The following is a 22,248-nucleotide window of genomic DNA, read 5'->3' on the forward strand; positions in this document are numbered from 1 at the left end:
CTCCCTTCTGGATTGGGGGTCAGGGCGCGACGGACGGCATGACGCCGGCCAAGGCGCAGGGATGGGAGGGGCGGCACTGGACCGCGAGGGTGGTGACGCGGTTCTCCGCGCCGCCGGTGGGTGAGCTGTTCCAGGCGATCGACTGCTTACCGGAGACGGTCACGGCGTAGATGTACGCCTGCGTGATCGTCCCGGGACTCGCCTGAAGGGCCTGGGTGAACGAATCCGGGAAGTGCCCCTCGTTCACGATGGCGGTGGCGAACTGGCCGTTGGCGGCCAGTTCCTTCCACAGCACGGGCGAGGGAACTACCGTGTCGACCGAAGCGGGGTCGGCGTACTTGGTCTCAGTGGTCAGCCACCCGTGCAGGGCAGTCAGCAGCTCTGCCTGGGAGTACGCACGGGTGTCATAGGACCACAGCGCCGCAGCGGCTGCCTTCCCGAACGCGATCGGGTCGTGGGTGTTCGCGGGAGCCGGGAGGGCGCTGGGGCGCGTACTCGGCGAGGGCGACCCGGAGGGCAAAGGGGCAGGGAAGGAAGGGGCGGCCGAACCCGCACGCGGCACAGGTTCCTTGGAAGGGGTCCTACCATCGCGGGTGAGATAGGCGGCCAGGCCAGCGAGGGCGACGAGCACCACCAGGACGGCGGTGCCGAGCAGCGCCCGGCGGCGCACGCGGGATGCGCCGCCGGGGATCGTGGAGCGGGGAGACATCAGTGGACCTGCGTCCCCAGCGTGCTGAAGAACGCGACCACGCCGTTCGCGGCACCCAGCAGGAGGGCCGCGCCGGCGCTGACCAGCACGCCCTTCTTGCCGTTGGCCTCGGCCTGGTGGCCGCCGGAGTGGTGGCCCCAGGCCCACACGCCCGCGCTGACGGCGAGCGCGCCGACTGCGGCGATGATCCCGAAGAGGTTGATGGAGCCCATCACCTGCTTGAGGACGGCGAGGCCCGGCAGCCCGCCCCCATTCGGCGTGATGCCGGGATCGTAGGCGAGCTGAACGACCGCGTCGGCGAGAAACATTGGGAACTCCAGTTCGATTCAGTGCACGCCAAAGCCCGAGAGGGCGGAGCGGCGGGACAAGAAAGAGGGGGGGAAGTGGGAAGCGCCGGTCAGACGACTCGGCGGGCCGCGAGGACCTGCGATTTCCAGGACTTGAGGGGCGCGATGCGCACTACGTCACCGGTATGCGGGGCGTGGATGATCAGGCCCTGGCCGATGAACATGCCGACGTGTTCAGGGACTTCGGCCGTCCCCTCGGTGAAAACAAGGTCACCCGGCCGGAGCGCGTCGGCCGATATCGCCTTGCCGTCCTTGACCTGCGTGTACGTCGTCCGTGTCAGGGTGACCCCGGCGGCCTTGTACGACTGCTGCATCAGTGAGGAGCAGTCACACCGGCCCATGGGGTCGGAACCATATGAGTCGGTACAGGTCCCGCCCCACTGATACGGCGTGTCGAGCTGGCCGAGTGCCCAGCGGATCGCCGTCTGAACCTTCGGTGGAAAGCCGGCCGGGATCTTGTATCCGGCGGGCACCGCACCGGGCGGGATGGATCCGAAGCCGGTTCCGTCCCCGCCGGTCGCACAACCGTCCGCAGTACTGGGCGAAGGGCTGCCGGTGCCGGCCGAGCCGGACGGCGAAGGGCTCGGCGACGCACCGCTGGTCTTCGACAGCAGGGGCTCGATGGCCTGCTGCAAGGCAGTGGCCAGGGGCTCCCACTTGGCGTACGCCTCCGGGAAGCCAGACCTCTGCACCGCCTGGGCGGCCTGGGTGACAGAAAGGGACTGCCAGCCCGAGACCTTCTCCAGCGCCTCGTAGAACTTCGTCGAGGAGTGCACCGGGTCGAGGATCTCGTTCGCGGTGCCCCAGCCCTGCGACGGGCGCTGCTGGAACAAACCCAGCGAGTCACGGTCGCCATAGGTCAGGTTCCGCAGGCCGCTCTCTTGCAGGGCGGTCGACAGAGCCACTATCTGCCCCCGGGCCGGGATGTTCATCGCGACGCCGGTGGCCTGGATGGTCTTGGCGTTGGGCACTTGCTCGGCCGGGCCGTCCAGGCCCGGCACGGAGACCGTCCCCTTGCCGCCGCCCTCCAGGATCGCCGTCACCTGAGCGGCAACGGCCGAGGCATCAACAGCCTGTGTACCGCCGGTCGAGCAGGAGGCCGAAGCACTCCCGGCCCCGATGGCGAGGATCGGGACGGCCAGCAGCAGCGGACCTGAGGCGAAGAAACCGACGACGGCTCCGGTGGTCTTCTTCATCGCCGCCTCCGTTTGCCGGGGCGGACAGCCCGGCCGGGCAACGGGGCTGGGTCAGGGCGTGGGCGTATCAGGGCGTGCTGCATCGCAGCGGCTCCTCGTGGTTCGTAGGAGGCGCGGTGCCGACTTCTCGTGCAAAGCCGCCGGCACCACGCTGATGTGAATCCGCTTCTCAGGGCGGGCCGGGGTTAGGGGAGTTGGTAGCTCCCGGATGTCGGTCGCAGGTCAGGCGCGGCAGCCAGCCGCGCTCGTAATCTCAGGCGGTACACCGGTCCTCCTCGCGGGCTTCGGGAACGGTGGGTCAACGTGCCTGCCGGGCCGGACTCTTGGACGCGGAAACGCGGATCAGCACAGGTCAGCGGGGGTGGAGCCGGGCTCCGTCTCGGTGACACGGCGAGACAGTAGACCGGGATTCCGGCCGCACCAAACGGCCGTCGAACCGGACCCGGAGTACGACACGGGCTCATTAGGTGCGGCCGGAAAACGCGGCTAACGTCCGGCGCAACCCCGTTCCGAACAGCCGCTGTTGAGCGCCGTCCGGAGTGGGCCCAGTCCCGTCGTGCCCTGAAAGAGGCCCTGCACATGAGCTACACGCTGCACCGAGGCGACGCCCTCACCGTGCTGAAGACCCTCCCGGACGAGAGCGTCAACGCCGTCATCACCGACCCGCCGTACAACTCCGGTGGACGCACCAGCTCGGACCGCACCGGCCGCACCGCCCGCGCCAAGTACGTCACCAGCGGATCCGCGCACGACCTGCAGAACTTCCCTGGAGAGAACCGCGACCAGCGCTCGTACCGGAGCTGGCTGACCGCCCTGCTCACCGAGGCGTACCGGGCCGCGACCGAGCACTCCGTCGCCATGGTCTTCTCCGACTGGCGCCAGGAGCCGACCACCAGCGACGCCCTGCAGATGGCGGGCTGGACCTGGAGCGGCACGATCCCCTGGATCAAGCCCGCCAGCCGGCCCCGCAAGGGCGGATTCAAGCAGTCGGCCGAGTTCGTCACCTGGGGCGTCAAGGGCAGCCTGGCGAAGGACCAGGACCTGTACCTGCCCGGCCACTTCATCGCCTCCCAGCCCCGCAAGGACCGGGTGCACATCACCCAGAAGCCGATCGAGATCATGCAGCAGCTCGTGCAGATCTGCCCCGAAGGCGGAACCGTGCTCGACCCGTTCACCGGCAGCGGCTCCACTGGGGTTGCCGCCCTGCGCGAGGGCCGACGGTTCGTGGGAGTCGAGCTGTCATCGCACTACGCCGATGTCGCCGAACGAAGGCTCCGAGCGGAGCTGACCCAGGACGACTTCGACCTGGCCGGACCGGAGGTGTGACCATGAGAGCGACCAGGCCGGGGCCGACGGACCGCAGACGCAAAAGGGCGGCTGGAGCATCGAGAAACCGATGCACCAGCTGCTCTTCCTCTTGCGTCAGGTTGCCTCGAACGTCCGCCGGATCAGCGCTCCCGCCTTTTCGAGGCCGGCCGCCGAGGCGATCCGCACCTCCAGGTCGCCGGTCCCCAGGCGGCCGATGCCGCGCATGTCGCGGGAGAAGCCCTCCTCCAGTTCGACGGTGTCCGGGTCGACTCAGCCTCTGACCAGCACATCGACAAATGGGCGACAGGATCGGACAGGGTGGCCCCGGAGTCCTGCGATTGTACGTTGGGCTCCCCGGTGCGAAGGCGGGCAGATGCGGCCCCGCGAGCCGGGCGCGTTGGGGTGTCGCGGCGCCCCGCTCGTGGGCCGTCGTGCCTGGTCAGCCAGCATGGCGGCTGTCGGCCACGAACGGGCTCGGCTCCCCGCTCCACGTCACCCGCAGTGCCTCGCGTGCCCTGGTGCAGGCGACGAAGAGGAGGCAGCGTTCGCGCAAGAGGTCGGCCTCGTGCTGGAGGGGGTCGGCGTCGGCGGGGGTGATTTCGCGGGCGAAGGGCAGGGCACTTGCAGTGACACCGAGGACGGCGACCGCGCGGAACTCCAGGCCCTTCATGGCGTGCATGGTCGACAGGCGCACACCCTCTTGATCTGCCCGGACCTGACCCTTGACCCGCACCAGCGGGATGCCGGCCGCCCGCAGCTGCTCCTCCGCCTTGTCGAGCATGAGGTTGAAGCGGGCGCAGACGCCGATCTCGGACGGGGAGAGCCCGCCATCGATCCACTCCTGGACCCGTTCCACCAGCGCCTTGACCTCGTCCTGCTGGCTCGTGTAGCCGCGCGCTTCGGGGCGGTTGCCGTGCAGGAGCGAGCGGTAGCCGGCGAGGCTGTCGCTGCCCTCGCCTGCCAGAGCCTCGACGGAGACCGAGGCGAGCAGGTGGGCCGACCAGGCGAGGATCTCCTCCGTCGAGCGGTAGTTGACGCGCAGGCGGAAGCTGCGGCCCGTGGTTGCGATGCCGAGCGAGCCGAGGCTGACTCGGGAGTCGTAGATCCGCTGGTGCGGGTCGCCGGTGAGAAACAGGTCGTCCGGCCCGGGGGAGACCGCCGTCCGCAACGCCCGCCACTGGGCGGGGTGCAGGTCCTGCGCCTCGTCGACGACGACGTGCTGGTGGGTCGGACCGTGCTTGACGAGCAGGTCGGCGGCGCGGGCGCAGACGCCCAGGTGAGTCGTCTCGCCGCGCTCCCGCAGCAGCCGCTCGAAGAGTTCGACGGCGTTCCAGACCAGCTCGCGGCGGGTCGGGCCGATGGCGGTGCCCCGGCCCCGGCGGGTAGCGGCGAGGTAGGCGGCCCGGTCGCGCAAGTCCTGGCCCAGGATGACGTGCCGGTACTCCTGTGCCAGGAACTGCTCGGTGAACGGCAGCTCCAGGTGACGCACCGCTTTCGCCCAGAGTTGGCGCTGCTCGCGGTCCCCGACCGGGTGAGGCGCCCGCGCGTCGTGGTCGCGCACGATACCGCTTGCGAACGCGTCGACGGTGGTGACGTCGACGCGTCCGAGCAGCTTGTCGTCGCCGTCGAGCAGCAGCTCCAGGCTGTTGCGCAACCCGGCGGCGAGGGCGTTGGTGTAGGTGGTGAGGAGGATACGGCTGTCATCTTCGCGGCCGAGGAGGTGCTTGACCCGGTGCAGGGCGGCGACGGTCTTGCCGGTGCCCGGGCCGCCGGTGACCTGGACCGGGCCGCCGTAGGAGGTGCGGTAGGCGACCCGGCGCTGGGACGGGTGGAGGAAGACGCGCCAGGCGGCGAACGGCTTGTCCAGCGCCTCCTGGAGCTCGTCCGGGCCGGTGACCAGACGGATGCGGGCGGGGGTGTTGGCGATGACGGTGGCCAGGTCCTCGACGGGCTCGGCGGGCGCGTCGGCCGGACGGCGCACGGTGACCACGTCGCGGTAGACCTCTTCCGGGCTGAAGCCTTCGGCGAGGTACTGGAGTACCTCGAGCTGGTCCTCGGGGAGCAGCGTGGCGAAGGCCTCCAGCTGCGCCTTGTCGGCGATTGAGCGCACGGCGCGCAGCACTTGGTCGTCGATGCCGAGTTCGCGCAGCGTCCCGTCCGACACCTTCGCGAAGAGTAGCTGTTCAGCGGTGTGGGCGGCGTGCTCGTAGAGCGGGGTGAGCTGGTCGATGGCGACGGCGTCGCGGACCTCAAGTCCGCGCGTGGCCGAGTTCGTCGAGTACAGCCGTTTGGCGGCCCAGCCGTAGGTGTCGTCGTGGGGAAGGACGTTGACCAGCAGGAAGACTTGGCTGTCGTCGTCGGGGGCGAGGACGACGCCGCGCCAGAAGTCGTTGATGCGGATGGTGCGCATGCGCGGGTCCCGGGCGTTCTCGACTGACTCCAGGTGCAGGCCCTTGTCGGCGTGGAGTTCGGCGATGGTCAGTTCCTGGAACTTGGCCATCGCCTTCTTCACGCCCGCTCTGACGGGCTTCTCGACTTTTTCGTAGCCGTCCCAGAAGCTCTGGGCGAAAGCGAGCTGCGGCATGGGTTCCCCTCCCGGTGTGGTGATGGATGTGAGACGCGTCCGCGGTGCGCGTGCGGTGCGCTGTCAGGTGTGGTCGTGCGTCCCGGTCAGCCGGGCGGCCAGAGCGGCGGCGAGGTTGCGGAATGTGCCGAGGAGCGCGTCCGGATCGCGGTCCAGGTCGAGTGCGTGCTGGTGCAGCCGCACTCTGGGATGCCCCGCGCGTGCATTCACCTCGTGGACGCGGCCGTCGGTGCCCCCGGCCGCGTAGATGAGGTGACCGTCGTCGAGGCCGAGGACGGTGCAGTAGGCGAGCATCTGGTAGAGGTCCGCGTTGGGGTAGCCGCCGCGTGTCTTCTCCGTCTTGTACTTCGCGTCGACGACGGCCACTGGGGTACGCCCGCCGATCGCGTAGACAACGAGGTCGGGGCGCATCCGGACGAGGCCGGCTGTATCCAGGTGGCGCGGATCCTGCAGCTGAGCGGTCAGGCCGTGCTCGCGCACCGCCTCCCGCAGCGCGCAGGTCACGAAGTCCTCGAAGAGCTCGTTCATGTCGAACAGAAAGCCGGTCAAGGGGAGTTCGCCGGGGCGGTGCTCGGGCGAGGTGCCCCGCAGGACGGCTTCGGCGAGGCGGAGCGCAGGCTGGTAGCGGACGTTGAGCCGGGACGGCGTCCAGGCGGGCAGTCCCTGCCCCCGCACCAGCGGCGCCGCGTCCGCGAGCCGCAGCCGCTGGTGTGCGAGACGGCGGCGAGCGGGGCCGGGAACGCCGGGCAGACGCAGCAGGGCCTCGACGGCGCCACGCAGGATGCGGTTCTCGGCCGTGTCTGGGGTGTAGGCGTCGTAGGCGATCTCGATGGGCGGGGTGCGGCCGAAGTGTCGCCGGATCTGCTCGGCCTCCCGGATGCGCCCCCGCACCACCAGCGCCGACTCCTCGACGTGTCGGTATCCCTGCAGGATGCCCTGGCGCAGCGCCGTGTCGATCTGCCGCTCGACGGCGTGCGCGAGTGCGGGGACGACGTCGTCGTGGGCACCGGTGTCGACGGTGGAGTCGCGGCCGCCGTGGCGCCAGGCGCGCCCGGGGTCGAGGCTGAAGCCGAGGAGGAAGAAGAGGCGGCGTACGGGGGTCTTGGGGGCGATGCGCAGGGTCGTCCCCGGGCCCGGCCGCCCGGCCACCGGGACGCGCACGGCCCCCACCTTGCTGCCGGCCCGCAGCAGCCAGTGCCCCGGCCGGTGCGGGTCCGGGGTGGCGCTGTCCAGAACGCCGGAGGTGGCCAGCGCCTGCCCGGTGGCCAGGTCGAGGGGGACGGAGACGGCGGGGGCGTATTCGCGCAGGCTGATCTCGGGTGCCAGGGAGGCGTCCGCCCTCATGCGAGGGGCCTCTGTCATGGAAGGGACTTCCGCAGTTCGGCGAGGCCGTAGCGGTCCTCGACGTTGATGCCCTCGCCGTAGTGGTGCTCCTCAAGCAGCGGCAGGATCTTCGTCCGCCAGGTGCGCTCCAGCCCGCCGTCGCGGTAGACGCCGGGCTTCATCAGGTACGACGGGCCGATGGCGAAGTCCGCGTCTCCGATGCGCTCGTTGAGGGCGTCGAGGAGCCGCGAGGGTTCCTGGTCTCTGTCCTGCCGGCTCAGCCACCGGGCCAGCAGGCCGAGGGTGGGCTCTGTGCGCGGGGACAGTTCGACGAAGGCGAACCGGCGGCGCATGGCCCCGTCGACCAGGGCGATCGACCGGTCCGCGGTGTTCATCGTGCCGATGACGAACAGGTTGGGCGGCAGGGTGAAGTCGTCGCCGGAGTAGGTGAGGCGTACAGACCTTTTGCGGTATTCCAGCAGGAAGTACAGCTCGCCGAAGACCTTGGCGAGGTTGGCGCGGTTGATCTCGTCGATGATCAGGAAGTGCGGGATGTGCCGGTTGCCCTCGCGGGAGGCGAGGTCGGCGAGCTCGCGCAGCGGTCCGGCCTTCAGCCGGAACGCCACTTCACCGCTGTCGGGGTCCGCCTCTGGGCGGAAGCCCTCGAAGAAGTCCTCGTAGGCGTAGGAAGGGTGGAACTGCACGAGTTTGACCTGCTCGGGGCCGCCGCCGAAGTGCTCGGCGAGCTTCATTGCCAGGTAGGTCTTGCCGGTGCCGGGCGGGCCGTAGAGCACCAGCTGCTGCTCGTCCCACAGCAGTTCGCGGAACTCCTCCAGCCAGGCGGGATCGTGCACGAGCAGGTCGTCGGCGAGGCCGGGGGTGACGGGCGGGAGGGTCAGCTCGCGCGGTGCGGTCTCGGCCGGCAGGTCGTCTGGCTCGCCGTCGGTTATCGGGACAGGGGCGCCGAGTTGGGCGAGCGCGTCGGCGACGTTCGTCAGGTCGACGACGTCGTGCTGTATGGACAGCCGTTGCTGCAGTTCTTCGGGGAGATCCTCGTAGGCGTGCCCGGTCTGCTGCCACGTCACGGTGCGGCGCAGATTGGACAAGCCGCCGGGCGAGTCGGTCTGCACCGCGTCCCCGGTGATCTCGCCCAGGTAAAGTATCCCGTCCGAGAGCGTCGCCACGGTGTCTCCGACGCGCATCTGCGTCAGAAGCGCGTGCACTTCGTCGACGAGCCCCCGCTTTTGGTGGTACGACGCCGTGCCCTCGTACCCTTCCTGGACGTAGCGCCGCAGCGCGCTTTTGGTCGGGTCCGGCTCGTCGAGCGGTGGCAGTTGAGCGCCGGACAGCGATACGAAACCCTCGGGCAGCCACAGCCGCCGCACCAGGTCCCGCCCGGAGACATTGGAACCGCGGACCAGCCACGACTTGTGCGGGGCGCGCCAGCTGAGGGGAAGGAAGTCGGTGAGGGGGTGCCCGTCGGCGGTACGCCAGGCGGATGGTCCGCTGGCGCTGTACCCGAGTACGACCGCCGCCGCGGACGACGGCGAGTTGCAGTCCACGTCCGCGGCGGCCTCCCACTTCCCCGGCAACTGTGCTGAGTCGACGAGCGTTCCGTCCGCCCGCAACTCCGCGCGTAGACGACGTGCGTAGTCGCCGACGCGGGGCCACTGCTCGGCCGACACCGCAGAGCCCTTGTCCAGCCGGAACATGTACGACCCGTTGTTCCCGATGGCGGTCAGCAGCCGCCCGGTGGCGACGCCGGTTCCGCCGGGCAGATTGAGATGGAACTCGGGGCTGTCGGGGAGCGGCATGTGGGCGGCCTTCCGTGTGGCAGAGCGGCGCAAGTGACTTTACATGTTGACGGTGTCAATGGAAGTTTTGGTGACGGTTAGGGTCGACCGCGACAGCCGACGCCAGCTGTCGCGGTCGGCTGACTACCGCCGCTCGGGAAGCGTTGGCCCCGTGGCCCGCGAGACCGGCGTCCCGGTGGGCGCCCCGGTCCGACGGCTGAGCTCGTTGAGGCGGACGTGAAGGGCGTCCTGGGCGCGGTGATCGCCCCGTTCCGCGGCGGCGTGCAGATCGTCCCGGGCGGCGAGGATGTCCTGTCGGACAGTCTCCGGGAAGCGGTCGAGCTCCGCGTCGTAGATGGTCAGGATGGACGTCCGGACGGCCGCGTCGATGCCGCGCCACAGCCGGAAGACGGTATCCGACGCAGTTCGCATCGCGGGAAGATCCATGCGCTCGCGTGCAGAGTGGACGGCGCTCCGCGCGTCGGCCAGTTCGTCAATGAGCCGATGCGGCAGGAGGCCGTTGCCTTTACGGGCGCCGATATACGCGGTGGCCGCCGCGCTGCGGGCCTCCCGGCAGGTCTCGAAGGTGTCCCGGACGTGCTCTACGAAGCCGTCGAGAGACTGTCCGATGGGCTCGCCGCGGCCGATGGCGGACAACTGCTCCAAGGCCTGGTCGAACGCGGCGCGCTCGGCGGGCTTGAGCTCGTCCGGGAACGTCGCCATGTGGGTGCGGATCTCGGTGAGGAGTCCGGCGGCCTCGCGGCCGAGCTTGTCGGCGATAGGCGTCCGTCGGAGTCTGGCCCCTCGCTCCTCGCCGCCCGAGAGCCGGTAGGCGAGGTGGATGGTCCGGTCGTCGTCCAGCCTCACCCGCAGGGCGAGTTCGGCAGCGCCTTGGACACCGTCGTCGATCCGGTGGGTGAACTGTCCGCAGAACTCGTTGCGCTCGGCGGACCTCAGGTGTGGTCCTTCGACGACACGGAAGGTCACCTCGGCGGCGCCGTCCGGCCTGACCTGCAGCGTCTCGATGCTCCGCCACGGGGTCGGGTATCTCGTCGCGGCCGGGAAGAGGACCGCGACGGTGCCGTCCGTGAGTGCCAGCCCCAGTGCCTGGGCCGTCACCTGCTCGGGCAGGTCCGTGTTGAAGCTGGTCCCGCAGGCGGAACATGCCGTGAGGCCGGTGGCGTTGACCATCGCACACTCGGGACATTTGAGACCGCCCACGTCCAGCGGCTCGTCGCAGTCCTGGCACACGGTTGCCGAGGTGGAGTTCTGGCGGCAATCGCAGTGCGGGCACACGGCCCGGGCCGCGACGGGGGCCTCGGCGCGCAGTCCGGAGAGGTCGTGGGCGCAGACCGGGCACGCCGCGGTCCCTTCCGCCGCGGGGACGTGGCAGCGGGGGCAATCCACCGTCGGCCCTCCGAGCAGCGGCGCGGAGCAGTCGGGGCAGGAGGTCTCGCTCAGTGGGATCTCGGTCTTCAGGCAGCGCTCGGAGGGGCAGCTGAGGTGGCTGAGGAGCCCGCTTTCGACGGCGGCGCCGAGTGCGACCGCAAGCGTCGGGTCGATGTCGCCGGAAACCTTCTCCGGGCCGAACTTCCCGGCGAGGAGCCGGTGGACGAGCGGGATGTGGGTGGAGCCTCCGACGAGGAGCACTCGGTCGATATCCTCGGGCAGGGCGGATGCTTCCCGGAGGACGTCATCGACGATCGCGAGAGTCCGGTCGATGTCTGAGGCGATGAGCTCCTCGAGGTCGGCGCGTTTCACCTGCCCGGACCACGAGCCGCCGTTGTGGCCGAGCGGGGCGAGGACGACCTCCGCGTCGGAGACGGAGGACAGCTCGACCTTCGTCCGCTCGGCAGCGGCCCGGATGCGGGACGCGTCGCCGGGCGCGGAGTGGTCGCGGTCCCCCAGCCGGGTGCTCAGATGCCGGTCGAGGACGGTGTCGAAGTCCGAGCCACCAAGCGACTTGTCCCCGCCGAGACGTACGACGTCGAGATAGCCGGGGCCCGTGGTCAGCAGGGACACATCGAAGGTTCCGCCGCCGAGGTCGTAGACCAGTGCCATGCAGACGGGATTGTCCGGCGAGATGTCCCGCTGCACGCCGAAGGCGTGGGCGGCCGCCGTCGGCTCGGGCAGGACCCGGGTGACTACGAAGCCGGCCAGCCGCCCTGCCTCCCGCACCGCCGCGATCTGCGGCTCCGAGAAATACGCCGGTACAGTGATCACCGCACGCGGGAACGGCTCTCCGGCCGCACTCTCCGCGTCCCGCTTCAGGCGACGCAGCAGGATCGCGGAGACCTGCACGGGCGTGAGGTAGTGCTCGCCAAGCCGGATCTCGACGGAGCCGTCGGCGCCCGCACGGACGGGCGGCGCGTCGACGGGCCGCTTCCTGATCAACGCCTGCACCTCCTCCTCGTCCCAGCGGCGCCCGATCAGGCGCTTCACCTCCGTGTTCACGGAACCGGGCAACTGGCCGCGCGAGTTGAGCGCTTCGCGGCCGACGAGGAGCGTGCCGTGGGCGTCGGCGCCGACGGCGGAGGGGGTCGACAGTTCACCGTGCCTGTTGGGCAGCACGGTCGGGACACCGCCGTGCAGCCAGGCGGTGACGGAGTTGGTGGTGCCGAGGTCGATACCGAGCGTGCGGTACGGCATGTGACGGGGCCTTCGGGTCGGGGTGTGGGTGGAGCCAGATGAGGCAGGCGGCCGGGGTCGGGGCCGGGCGGGTCAGCGGTGGCGGCGGGACCTGCGCTTGCGCGGCAGCGGTGACGTTTTCTTTCCCTGTGCGCGGCGCCGGGCGCGGCTGGTCCGGTGCGGCTGGGCACGGCGGTCCGGTACGGCGCCGTCGGTGGCGGCCGGGTCGCCCGCAGGCTCGGGCGCCGGGCCGGGGGTGGCGAGCACGACCTCGGCCTGGCGCAGGGCCGTCAGGCCGAGGCGGAAGCCGGTGACGGTCTCGCGCAGCACCGTGTCCGCAGGGGCGGTCGGGTGCGGTTCGACGGACAGGACGCGCGCTTCGACCGGGTCGGCGGCCTTGCCGGTGAGTTCCATGGGACGGACGTCGCAGCGGGCCAGCTCGGAGCGGAGCAACCGGTGTGCGGCGTCGACCTGTTCGCGCAGCGCGATGGCGACGGCGACGGCCTGCGGATCCGGGCGTCCCGTTCGGTGCTCGCCGAGTTGTTCGGCTCGCATGGCGGTGTCTGCGAGGAGGTCGTCGAGCGGGAGCAGCGCCGCCAGGAGTTTGCGCAACCGGTCGTCGGCCTCGTCTCGCTTGCGTCCGAGCGCCTCGACGCGGCGCCGCAGCTTGATCAGATCGGCAGCGGCAGCGTCGGGGGCGTCAGGAGGGGGCTGCGTCGTCATGGTCGTCCTTGTTCGTCGGGAGCGGAGGGGTCAGCAGTTCGGCGACGAGGGCATTGACCGGGGTGCGGGCCTCGTCCCGCGCCTGTTTGAGCGCCGCCACTCGATCTCGGTCGTCCTTGGTACCCGAGATCGCGGCAGCCGCATTCTTGACCAGGGCAGGCAGGCGTGTGCCCGGGGGACTGTCCGGGAGGAGCTCGTGCAGAGTGGGGCCGAGCCAGGGCACCGGTGTCGGATCGATCCCGGTGGCCGGTGGCGGGGGAGGGGGTGTCACAGCATCTCCTGGGAGGGTGCGGAGCCGCCGCGGCCTGAGGGCGGGGCGGCCGGCCCGAAGAGAGAGGGCTGCCAGCTCGGCTGGAGGCGGAGCTTGGCCGCGGTCCTCTCGTCGCGGACGGCGCCGCCGATGTCACCAAGCTTCCGGCGGGCCTTGGCGCGGCGCCCGTAGGCGGTGGCGATGAGCTGGTCGAAGTCCGCGCTGTAGCCGGGGCTCACGGGGGCGCTGACGTACAGCTCGATGAGTTCGTCCTCGCGGCCCTCGTCGACCATCTCCGCCGCGAGGGGGAGAACAGCTTCCACCAGCTCCTCCTCGGCGGCGGCTCCGGGCAGATGGTCGAATTTGGCGGCGGCGGAGAACAGGAGCCTCAGGCGACGGGCGTATTCGCGTGGTGGGTGCTGCAGGTCCTGGGCGGCTCGTTCGCGGAGCAGCCGGGCGATTGTGGGGTCGACTTCGTTGGTGGAATGCTGTTCCGTGCGCGGGTCCACGGAGTACAGCCTCTGCATCTTCCGGCGTGCTGAGTCGCGATCCCCCGCGAGCGCGTGGTCCACGACACGATCGATCATGCGGTCGGCGAACCAATGGAGCACGCGGGCACAGCCAGGGTCCGGGGCGTCGGACCCCGCGCGGAGCCGGCGCCGCAACAGCTGCTCGACCTTCGTGACGCCGGGCTTGCGACCGGGCCTTGTCCCTTCGAGAACGTCGACGATGTCGGCGATGAGGAGTGCGTCGAGCTCGTCCCGCGCGTCTCGGTTGTCGGGGCAGAGCTCGAGCGCGCGCTCGAAGCGCTGCTGCCCTTCGTGCCGGTTCAGCCGGACAGCCTCCTTCCCGCGGCGCACGAGCGTCGCGGCCAGCTCACCGGGGAGTACCGGGTCGCAGGGAGCGAGCGCGATGGCGGACTCCAGCCAGTGGATGCGCTGTACGAGGGACGCGTTCTGGTAGCCGTTGCCGTTCTGCCCGGCGCTCAGACCGGCCTGGCGGACGCCTTCGCGATCGCGGTTGTCGAGGTCGATGCCGAGACGGACCGCCGTCGTGAAGTCGGCCAGGGTCCCCTCCCACTCCCGCTTCCCGTTCCGTTCGTGGGCTCTGCGGATCAAGGCCCGCCCGACATACGGGGCATACGCGCGGTGTGCCGCGGACTGTGCGGTCCAGGAATCGGGGTCGGGGTGACGGCGCGTGTAGGCGTCGAGGAGGGCATGGTGGTGGCCGGCCTCCAGGAGGAACCCGGCGGCGGTTCCGGCCGGCACGGGGTGCTCGTGAGGGAGGCCCCGGCGGCCGTGCTCGCCGGCGTGCAGCAGGCCGAGGCAGGGAGGCAGTGAGTCCGGTGACGGCGACTGCCAGGCGTCGGGCGAGCAGTCGCAGTCTCCGCTGGCCCGGCGGCCCTCATCACAGTCGCCATAGCACTCGAGGACTCGCAGGTACGCCTGTTCACCGCGAATAAGCTCCCCGCTGTACTCGTCATGCTCGACCTGCCAGGCGGTCTTCCAGGCGTTCAGCGCGTCGCGGTCTTCTCGTTCGTCGACGGCGCGGAGGGTCGTCCGGATCCGGTACGCCAACTCATCCCGTGCGTCCTGCCAGCACTGGTCGGGGACTGATGCGCCGCGCCGGGCTGTGATCATCGGCCTGAAGCCCAGCGGGTCGTATTCGTCCAGGAGCAAGTGCCACACGGCGATGACGAAAACAGCATGGGCCGAGGTGGCGGCCTTGCCGTCGGCGAGTGCACGCAGCGCCACGAGGGCCAGCGCGTGCACAACGGCGGTGCGCCGGTGGCCGGAGGGATCGGGGACGGCGTCGAGCACCGCTCCCAGCGCGCTGCGCCCGGCGGCCCGCCATACCAGGCCCCACAGGACATGCGTCGGGCAGCACTCGCACGGCATCTCGTCGTACGGCACGGTCGGGCTGTCGAGGACGCCGCGTACGTCGCAGTCGCACCAGTTGTCGCAGGGGTCCTCGCCGTCAAGGCGGTCGGAGGTCCTGATCCAGTCGACCACGGTGAGCGTGTCGATTTCGACGTAGTCAGCGGCCCCGTCCGACCAATGCTCGGTGGGGACGTAGTCCTCGATAACGTCGTCGAAGGCCGCGAGGCGGCAACGGACGGCCTCGGCCCAGTTCCCAGCGCGCTCCGCCAGTAGCCCGCTCAGCGTGTGGTAGCAGGACAGGTCGCCGATCGAGAGACGGTCTGACTGGTCCGACACCTGGTGCAGCAGTCCGATCGCGGTCCCGAACTGGCCGTTGCCGTAGGCTTGTTCCGCCTGTCGAAGCATACGCGCGACATCTGCGCTCTCCACGCCACACCCCCTGACGCCGCCGCGGCAACAGCGACGATACGACTGTGCGTTGGCTACGTCAACAGACGCTGGCGATGGATCAGGCGTCGTCAGCCTTGCGGGAAGCCTGGGAGTGCGTTCGAGGATTTCCGGCGGGCAGGGGCCTTTGGGTCGCGAAGCCGAGGCTTATCTCCGGCGCCTGTGGTCATGGGAGTGTGTGGCGCCTCTGGGTGGCGGCTTCGGGAAAGCTTCTTAATTTCCGTTGACGTTGTAAACAGATTAGTTCTAGCGTGTGGCAAATCAGCGCGGCTCCATTCGGGCGGCATTGACGGCTAGTCTCTGGATGTCGGGAGGGGGTCGGTATGGGCGGGGATCTGGAGGCCGAGGCGGAGCGGCTCGCGATCGCGGCACAACTGTCGTCGGTCATCGCGAGGTTGAAGAGGCGGGCATCCCGTACGGGAGTCGTCAGCCAGATGGCCTTTTCCTCGGAAGCTGCCCGGCTCGGCCTCACGACCGACGAACAGCGGCACGGGCTCCAAAACGGGCTTGCCGCTATGGGAATTCGTGTGAAGCCGCCGCGACAGGGACAGCCGAACCGTCGCCTTGCCCCTCACGTCGAACCCGAGCTGCAGTCCTCGGCCGAGCCGCAGAAGACGGCGGCCGCGTCGAACCCGCCGCAGCGACCGTCAGCGGTGCCCCGACTGCCCTGGGCCTCGGTGACGGGGGCGTCGGCCACGCCTGCTCCAGTACCCACCAGGGCCGGGCGTGCGGGCCGAGTGAAGTTGTCCGTCGACCCGGAATCGCAGCCGACCGCCACCGAGGCGGCGAAGCGCCTCGCCCAGGCCCGACGGATGCTGGCACGTTACGCCGACACCAACGGAGCCGTTAGCAGGCTCGCCCATGACGGCGTCGTACGACTCCACGGGCTCAGCGCCGCCGAAGCACGGGAGCTGACCGCCGACTTCCCGATTACCCGCCCCCTCCCGCCCCACACGCCCGTCAAGGTTGCGGAACGCGGTCAGGCGCGCCCCGCGGTGAACGTATCCGCTCCGGCGGCGAGCACTGCATCCACGAGCACGTCGATCGCCAAGGCACCCTCCCGCGCCGGGGTTTCCTCCAAGGATGCGAGCCTGGCCGACGCCGTCCGCGCAGCTCGGGCCGTACTGGAAGAGGACCGTTGGCGTAGGGACCCGGGCAAGGCGACGCTGAAGGCCGACGAAGAGGTGGGTCTCGCTGCACTCTTCCGGGGCGGCACCGGGCAGCTCGACCGCGACGTTCCGAAGGAGGAGGTCGCGGCGCTGCCCCACGGCAGCGAGCGGCGGCGTGCATACGACTGCCTGGTACTGCACAATCAGCGGCTCGTGTGGAAGAACGCGCTGGGCTACCAAGGGCGCGGACTCGACATCGAGGACTTGGTCCAGCACGGAACCCTCGGACTGCTCCGAGCGGTCCGCAAGTTCGACGCCACCAAGGGCTATAAGTTCTCGACCTACGCGACTACGTGGATCAAGCAGCACATCACCCGGGCCATTGCCGACGAAGGCAGCATGATTCGGCTGCCCGTGCACCTCCACGAAAAAGTCGCCAAGGTTGCCGTGGCCGAACGCAAACTCCTGGGCGAGGGCCGCGCCAGGACCGTCGACAACGTGGCCTACCTCACCGGCTTCACCTTCGCGGAGGTGGACAAGGTGCGCAGGATCAGCCGCCCCACCGACTCCCTGGACCGGATCATCGGCGATGACCTCGTCCTCGGTGACCTGATCATCGGGCCGAGCCGACTGCCCGGGCCCTGCACCGTGTTGATCCGCAAGGAGTTCTTCGAGGAAGTCGGCAACGTCCTCGACTGTTTCCCCGAGCGCGAAGCTCACATCCTGGTACGGCGTATCGGTCTCGACGGTGACGAGCCGGCCACCCTGGATGCGCTCGGCGCAGTCTTCGGCGTCACGCGCGAGCGCATCCGGCAGATCGAGAAGAAAGTCAAGCTGGCTTTCCGCGACAGGCTGATCCAGCTGGGGCTCGTACCTCGACGTTCCTGAACCGCGCGCCCGCTGCCGTCAGTCCTCCGCACCCATCCCTGATCCGAAGGAATCCGCCCATGGACCCGCGCCAGGAACTCGTCGACTACCTCACCCGCCAGCTCGTCGGCCCCGCCGGCGATGAAGACGAGGTACTCGACGCGCCGCCCGACCGGCAGTACCTCATGGGCACGCTGTACCCGCAACAGGCAGACCTCCAGCGGCAACTCGCCCTCGCCGCAGACGACCCCGAGGCGCCCGGCGCCGAGCAGGACGCTCCCGACGTGGACCCGGCGGCCGACCCGGTGCCCGAGACCAACAGCTGGCTTCCCGCATCCCTCGGCGTCAGCTTTTATACCGACGCCGCGCACATCGAGGTGAGTTGCGCCGCCGCCCGCTACGAGACGCTGAAGAGCGAGCCCGGACGTGGACGGCGCTGGCGTCGCATCTCCCTCTCGCCCGAGACCCACACCGTCGGACCAGATCGGGACACCGTGCCGGTCCTCGACGGCCGCGCGGAGATCCGGCTGCGCCGCCGCTCCTACGGCAACGGAACGCTGGTCACTGTAGCCCTGGTCAACACCGCCCGCCACGACGCCGCCGACGGCAAGGCGCCGAGCTGGGACGCCATGCTGTTCCAGTGCGGTCTCACCGCCCGCCCCGCCGACGGCGGAGTGCTGCCTTACCCCAGCGTCCGGCTGGCCAGCCGCGACCCCGAGGAGCGCGAACTTCGCCTGCAGTACCGGTACATCGTCACCCACGCCGTCGGCCACGGATGCGCCGTCCGCGAAGACCGCGGCCAGGACGGGGCCGTCGAACTCCTCGCCTGCGAGAGCCTGCCACGCGCCGAGGTGCCCGCCATCCGGGCCGGCGGCCCCCTCGACGCCCCAGCCCTCACGATCTCCCATCTCGCCGACCCGACCGTCAGCCGCCATCAAGTCCTGGAAGAACTCGCAGATTTTGCGGCCTCGTACCACGCCTGGTACGTGGGCCAGCGGTCCGTCGAGGTCCCGCCCTGGGGCCGGGAGGCCGCCGACCGGATCCTCGACCGGATCGATCAGGCCGTCGCCCGCATCGAATCGGGCGTACGCACCCTGTGCGACCCGAACCGCCCCGAACTTCTCGCCGCCTTCCGCATCGCCCAGAGCGCCATGCTGCTGCAGATGCGGCACTCCGCGCCCGATCAGGCCGGGCAGCGGCGCCACCGCTCGGAGCCCCTGGCCATCGACCCGCCCGTCGACGCCAAGGCCACCTGGCGTCCCTTCCAGCTCGCCTTCTTCCTCCTCGCCCTCGACGGCGTCGCCGACCCTGACCACAGCGACCGCGAGACCACCGACCTGATCTGGTTCCCCACCGGCGGCGGTAAGACCGAGGCATACCTGCTCCTGGCCGCTTTCACCATCGCGCTGCGCCGGATCCGCGGCGAAGGCGCCGGAACAGCTGTCCTCAGCCGCTACACCCTCAGCCTGCTCACCACCCAGCAGTTCCAGCGCGCCGCCACCACGATCTGTGCCCTGGAGCACATCCGCCGCACCGAACCTGGACTCGGTCTCGGCGGTGAACCGATCACCATCGGCCTGTGGGTCGGCGAGACAACCACCCCCAACAGCTTCCAGGCGGCCAAGGACACCTTCGACCAGCAGCGTGAGGCCACCCACCCCGAGGACGTGTTCATCCTGGACCGTTGCCCCTGGTGCGGCACCCGCATTCTGCCTCCGGCCAGGTCCAGCGTCCGCTCCGACTACGGAGTGCGCGCCGGCACCGACGAATTCGCCTTCTTCTGCGCCCGCGACGCGTGCGCCTTCCATGACGTCCTGCCCGTGGCCGTCGTCGACCAGCACCTGTACCAGAACCCGCCCACCTTCGTCCTCGGCACCGTCGACAAGTTCGCACGGCTCGCTTGGGAGCCCGACTCGGGCCACCTCTTCGGCGCCGGCACCGGCAACCCGCCCCCGTCCCTGATCATCCAGGACGAGCTGCACCTGCTCACCGGACCGCTGGGCACCACCGTCGGCCTCTACGAGGCGGCCATCCTCGAGCTGTGCACCGGCCCGAACGGCCGCCCACCGAAGATCGTCGCGGCCACGGCCACCATCCGCCGCTCCGCCGAACAGGTCCGCGCCCTGCACAACCAGAACGTCCAGCTCTTCCCGCCATCCGGACTCGACGCCCGCGACAGCTTCTTCGCCGTCCCCGACACCGGCCGCCCCGGCCGCCTCTACCTCGGCGTCATGGCCCAGGGCCACACCGCCGGCCGCGGCGCCGTCGCCACCACGGCGGCCATGCTCCAGGGCGTCCACCAGCTCCCCGAAGAGCACCGCGACGACTACTGGACCCTTGTCGCCTACCACCACAGCCTGCGTGAGCTCGGCCGTACCGTCACCGCGGCCGGCGACGACATCCCCGCTCAGATCCGCGGCCTCGACGAAGGCGCGGGCGTACGCGCGCTCGGCGACGGCGATGTACAGGAACTGACCAGCAACCTGCCGCGCGCCGAGCAGCCCATCCTCCTCGACCGCCTCGAGAAGCCCTGGACGGACCTGCGGTCGGTCTCCTTCCTACCCTGCACCAACATGCTCTCCGTCGGCGTCGACGTGAAGCGGCTCGCCTACCTCCTCATGCAGGGCCAGCCCAAGACCACCGCCGAATACATCCAGGCCACCAGTCGCGTCGGCCGCCACCACGTGCCCGGACTCGTCGTCACCTACTTCAACGCCACACGCCCGCGCGACCGGTCCCACTACGAGACCTTCATCGACTACCACAGCGCCCTCTACCGCTACGTCGAACCCGCCAGCATCACCCCCTGGTCCCTGCCCGCACGCCGCCGAGCCCTGCACGCCGCGCTCGTCATCCTCGTCCGCCACCGGCTCGGCCTCGCGGGCGAGAACCAGGCCGGACGGATCACCAGCCACCGGTCCGAGGCCGAGCAGCTCGCCGACGGCCTCGCCGAACGCGCCGCGATCGCCGAGAGCGACGCCGTGCGCGCCGACGTCCGCCGGGAACTCGGCTACCACCTCGACGACTGGTGCCGCCAGGCCGAGACAGCCGCAGCAGAGGGCAAGGACCTCTACTACCGCAGCCAGGGCAAGGGCCAGCACAACCTGCTCAAGGCCTTCGAGCAGCGCTACGGCCTGTGGGAAACCCTCAACTCCATGCGCAGCGTCGACCGCGAATGCCAGATCACCGTGACGGGAGCAGGAAAGTGAAGCGCAAACTCCGGGTCCGCCAGGCACAGACGGTGCTGCCGTTCGGCGTCGGGGCCGTCCTCGACATCCAGGGCGAGTCCTTCGTCGCCGCCGGCATCGACGCCTGGCCGCAGCACGGCAGGACCCCCATCCCCTCCGAACGGCTCGCCGCCCGGCTCGGCACCACCGGCTTCTTCGCCGCACCCCACACCCTCAACGACCGCTACGACCAACCCGACCGTCCCGGCGCCCCCTACGTGCGCTTTCCCGGCTGGCTGTTCTGCGGCGCCTGCCGGGCCATGGTCCGTTTCCTGCGCGAGGACGAGAAGCCCGGCGAGCCGCCCGTCTGCACGGCCTGCGCCGCCGCACCCCGCCTCACCCCGATGCGGTTCGTCCGCATCTGCCCGAACGGACATCTCGACGACGTCGACTGGTGGTACTGGGCCCACTCCAACCTCGCGCCCGAACTGCGGGACTCCTGCTCCGAAGAGAAGCAAACCTGGAAGGCACGCCGCCTCAGCTTCCTCGTCGCCGACCGGGCCTCCGGACTCGAAGCGCTCTCGGTGCGCTGCGGCGCGACCCGTGAGAACGGCGCACCCTGCGGCGCCCGGCGCGACCTGCTCGACATCCTCGGTCCCCAGGGCGGACGCTGCTCCGGCCGCAACCCCTGGCAGCGCTGGAACGAGAGCGCCTCATGCGGCCAGCAGGTCCACATCGTGCAGCGCACCGCCGGCAACGTCTACCACCCGGTCGTCTACTCGGCGCTCGACATCCCCGAGTCCACCGACCCTTCGCAACCGGAGCAGGATGTGGCCGAGACCGTCCGAAGCCACGCCTACTGGGCCATCCTGCTCGACGCACTGGGCACGCCTCGCGCCGACCTCTTCCGCAACATGATCAAGGACGACACAGAAGCTGCCGACAGCCTCATCGACCAGCTCATCGCGGAGGCCACCGGCTCACCCGCACCCCTGTCCGCCATCCGGCCCGCCTCCGGGAAGCTCGACCTCAGCCGCGACGAATGGAACGCCTTCGCCGCCGCCCAATTCCCGGAATCTTCCAAGGAGTTCGCGGTCCGTCGCGGCAGCCTCGGCCTCGACGGCGAGACGGAGGAACCCTGGGCCACCCTCGACGCGCACATCGACGGCGTCGTCCTCGTCGACCGCCTCCGCGAGGTGCGTGCGCTGACTGGCTTCCGCCGCCACTCCCCGGGCGGCACCCTCGTCCCCTCCGACACCAGCGGCCGCCTGCGCTGGCTGCCCGCGACCGAGGTCTACGGCGAGGGCATCGTCTTCAGCCTCGGCGAGCAGCGCCTCGCCGACTGGGAACGCGACCCCCGCGTACAGGCCCACGTCCACGGCATCCGTACCGACCTCGACGCGTCGTTCCGCGACGAACAGCTCGCCGAGACCGTCGGCGGCGAGCTCTCCCCCCGCTTCCTCCTCCTGCACACCCTCGCTCATCTGCTGATCCGCCAGCTCTCCTTCGACTCCGGCTACACCACCGCCAGCCTGCGTGAGCGCGTCTACGGCCGCCCCGAGTACGGCCAGCGCGGACTGCTGATCTACACGGCCGCCGGCGACGCCGAAGGCACCCTTGGCGGCCTCGTCCGGCAGGGCGAGGCACCGCACTTCGCTGAGACACTCGTCCGGATGCTGGAGGCGGCTGCCTGGTGCTCGGCCGACCCGCTCTGTGCCGAACACACCGGCCAGGGCCTCGGAAACCTCAACCGAGCTGCCTGCCACGCCTGCACCCTGCTCCCCGAGACGAGCTGCCAGACCGGCAACACCCTCCTCGACCGCGCCCTGGTCGTCGGCGCCGCCGGTGTCCCCGGCTACTTCGCCGACGTTCTCACCACTAGCCGCGAAGCCGCGGCCGCCACCGCCCTGGGATGAC

General features: G+C 70.3%; 15 protein-coding genes and 1 pseudogene. 4 read left to right on the plus strand and 12 right to left on the minus strand.

The window, feature by feature from the left end; translation table 11 throughout:
* Positions 1-19 precede the first annotated feature (19 nt).
* The 3 genes from OHA03_RS28600 to OHA03_RS28610 form a co-directional block, all read right to left on the minus strand.
* Positions 20-709 carry a hypothetical protein gene (locus tag OHA03_RS28600; RefSeq protein ID WP_267006604.1) on the minus strand — a complete coding sequence of 230 codons (690 nt, stop codon included), beginning with the start codon at positions 707-709 and terminating at the stop codon, positions 20-22.
* The gene (locus tag OHA03_RS28605; RefSeq protein ID WP_267006605.1) at positions 709-1,017 is read right to left on the minus strand and encodes a DUF6112 family protein; all 309 of its coding nucleotides are present in this window, start codon (positions 1,015-1,017) and stop codon (positions 709-711) included. Before OHA03_RS28605 ends, OHA03_RS28600 begins: the two co-directional genes overlap by 1 nt.
* Before the next feature lie 89 nt (positions 1,018-1,106).
* The gene (locus OHA03_RS28610) at positions 1,107-2,252 is read right to left on the minus strand and encodes a C40 family peptidase (protein WP_267006606.1); all 1,146 of its coding nucleotides are present in this window, start codon (positions 2,250-2,252) and stop codon (positions 1,107-1,109) included.
* 579 nt (positions 2,253-2,831) lie between these two features.
* Here OHA03_RS28610 and OHA03_RS28615 point away from each other — a divergent pair.
* Positions 2,832-3,578, plus strand: a complete 747-nt coding sequence (locus OHA03_RS28615; protein ID WP_267006607.1) for a site-specific DNA-methyltransferase — start codon at positions 2,832-2,834, stop codon at positions 3,576-3,578.
* A gap of 96 nt (positions 3,579-3,674) precedes the next feature.
* Here OHA03_RS28615 and OHA03_RS28620 read toward each other — a convergent pair.
* The 9 genes and pseudogenes from OHA03_RS28620 to OHA03_RS28660 form a co-directional block, all read right to left on the minus strand.
* Positions 3,675-3,854 (minus strand): annotated as a pseudogene (locus tag OHA03_RS28620) (hypothetical protein); the annotation flags it as partial.
* A gap of 145 nt (positions 3,855-3,999) precedes the next feature.
* A complete protein-coding gene (locus OHA03_RS28625; RefSeq protein WP_267006608.1) occupies positions 4,000-6,144 on the minus strand; it encodes a UvrD-helicase domain-containing protein in 2,145 nt (714 codons plus the stop codon).
* A 63-nt stretch (positions 6,145-6,207) separates the two neighbouring features.
* A complete protein-coding gene (locus tag OHA03_RS28630) occupies positions 6,208-7,506 on the minus strand; it encodes an McrC family protein (protein WP_267006609.1) in 1,299 nt (432 codons plus the stop codon).
* Positions 7,503-9,281 carry a DUF4357 domain-containing protein gene (locus OHA03_RS28635; protein WP_267006610.1) on the minus strand — a complete coding sequence of 593 codons (1,779 nt, stop codon included), beginning with the start codon at positions 9,279-9,281 and terminating at the stop codon, positions 7,503-7,505. The genes OHA03_RS28630 and OHA03_RS28635 overlap by 4 nt, the downstream gene beginning before the upstream one ends.
* Positions 9,282-9,404: 123 nt before the next feature.
* Positions 9,405-11,909: an Hsp70 family protein gene (locus OHA03_RS28640; protein WP_267006611.1), complete on the minus strand. Its 2,505-nt coding sequence runs from the start codon at positions 11,907-11,909 to the stop codon at positions 9,405-9,407.
* Between the two features lie 72 nt (positions 11,910-11,981).
* The gene (gene grpE / locus OHA03_RS28645; RefSeq protein WP_267006612.1) at positions 11,982-12,611 is read right to left on the minus strand and encodes a nucleotide exchange factor GrpE; all 630 of its coding nucleotides are present in this window, start codon (positions 12,609-12,611) and stop codon (positions 11,982-11,984) included.
* Positions 12,589-12,882 (minus strand): hypothetical protein, encoded by a 294-nt coding sequence (locus tag OHA03_RS28650; RefSeq protein WP_267006613.1) that lies wholly within the window; start codon positions 12,880-12,882, stop codon positions 12,589-12,591. Before OHA03_RS28650 ends, grpE begins: the two co-directional genes overlap by 23 nt.
* Positions 12,879-15,146 (minus strand): hypothetical protein, encoded by a 2,268-nt coding sequence (locus OHA03_RS28655; RefSeq protein WP_267006614.1) that lies wholly within the window; start codon positions 15,144-15,146, stop codon positions 12,879-12,881. Before OHA03_RS28655 ends, OHA03_RS28650 begins: the two co-directional genes overlap by 4 nt.
* Before the next feature lie 613 nt (positions 15,147-15,759).
* Positions 15,760-15,885: a hypothetical protein gene (locus OHA03_RS28660; RefSeq protein WP_267006615.1), complete on the minus strand. Its 126-nt coding sequence runs from the start codon at positions 15,883-15,885 to the stop codon at positions 15,760-15,762.
* A gap of 40 nt (positions 15,886-15,925) precedes the next feature.
* Here OHA03_RS28660 and OHA03_RS28665 point away from each other — a divergent pair, with 40 nt between their 5' ends.
* The 3 genes from OHA03_RS28665 to drmB are packed head-to-tail and all read left to right on the plus strand — an operon-like array spanning position 15,926 to position 22,247.
* Positions 15,926-17,185 carry an RNA polymerase sigma factor RpoD/SigA gene (locus tag OHA03_RS28665; RefSeq protein ID WP_267006616.1) on the plus strand — a complete coding sequence of 420 codons (1,260 nt, stop codon included), beginning with the start codon at positions 15,926-15,928 and terminating at the stop codon, positions 17,183-17,185.
* Between the two features lie 59 nt (positions 17,186-17,244).
* Positions 17,245-20,373 (plus strand): helicase-related protein, encoded by a 3,129-nt coding sequence (locus OHA03_RS28670; RefSeq protein ID WP_267006617.1) that lies wholly within the window; start codon positions 17,245-17,247, stop codon positions 20,371-20,373.
* Entirely contained in the window at positions 20,370-22,247 is a 1,878-nt protein-coding gene (gene drmB / locus OHA03_RS28675) for a DUF1998 domain-containing protein (RefSeq protein ID WP_267006618.1), read from the plus strand. The genes OHA03_RS28670 and drmB overlap by 4 nt, the downstream gene beginning before the upstream one ends.
* The last annotated feature ends 1 nt before the right edge of the window (position 22,248 follow it).

It is taken from the genome of Streptomyces sp. NBC_00154 (assembly GCF_026342835.1).
In the GTDB taxonomy this organism is placed as follows: Bacteria; Actinomycetota; Actinomycetes; order Streptomycetales; family Streptomycetaceae; genus Streptomyces.

Bases quoted from the DNA above. Each gene is read 5' to 3' on its own strand.
- OHA03_RS28615 (WP_267006607.1), top strand. From the start codon at position 2,832: ATGAGCTACACGCTGCACCGAGGCGACGCCCTCACCGTGCTGAAGACC.
- OHA03_RS28640 (WP_267006611.1), bottom strand. From the start codon at position 11,909: ATGCCGTACCGCACGCTCGGTATCGACCTCGGCACCACCAACTCCGTC.
- OHA03_RS28605 (WP_267006605.1), bottom strand. From the start codon at position 1,017: ATGTTTCTCGCCGACGCGGTCGTTCAGCTCGCCTACGATCCCGGCATC.
- OHA03_RS28610 (WP_267006606.1), bottom strand. From the start codon at position 2,252: ATGAAGAAGACCACCGGAGCCGTCGTCGGTTTCTTCGCCTCAGGTCCG.
- OHA03_RS28655 (WP_267006614.1), bottom strand. From the start codon at position 15,146: ATGCTTCGACAGGCGGAACAAGCCTACGGCAACGGCCAGTTCGGGACC.
- OHA03_RS28670 (WP_267006617.1), top strand. From the start codon at position 17,245: ATGGACCCGCGCCAGGAACTCGTCGACTACCTCACCCGCCAGCTCGTC.
- OHA03_RS28600 (WP_267006604.1), bottom strand. From the start codon at position 709: ATGTCTCCCCGCTCCACGATCCCCGGCGGCGCATCCCGCGTGCGCCGC.
- OHA03_RS28630 (WP_267006609.1), bottom strand. From the start codon at position 7,506: ATGACAGAGGCCCCTCGCATGAGGGCGGACGCCTCCCTGGCACCCGAG.
- OHA03_RS28635 (WP_267006610.1), bottom strand. From the start codon at position 9,281: ATGCCGCTCCCCGACAGCCCCGAGTTCCATCTCAATCTGCCCGGCGGA.
- OHA03_RS28625 (WP_267006608.1), bottom strand. From the start codon at position 6,144: ATGCCGCAGCTCGCTTTCGCCCAGAGCTTCTGGGACGGCTACGAAAAA.
- grpE (WP_267006612.1), bottom strand. From the start codon at position 12,611: ATGACGACGCAGCCCCCTCCTGACGCCCCCGACGCTGCCGCTGCCGAT.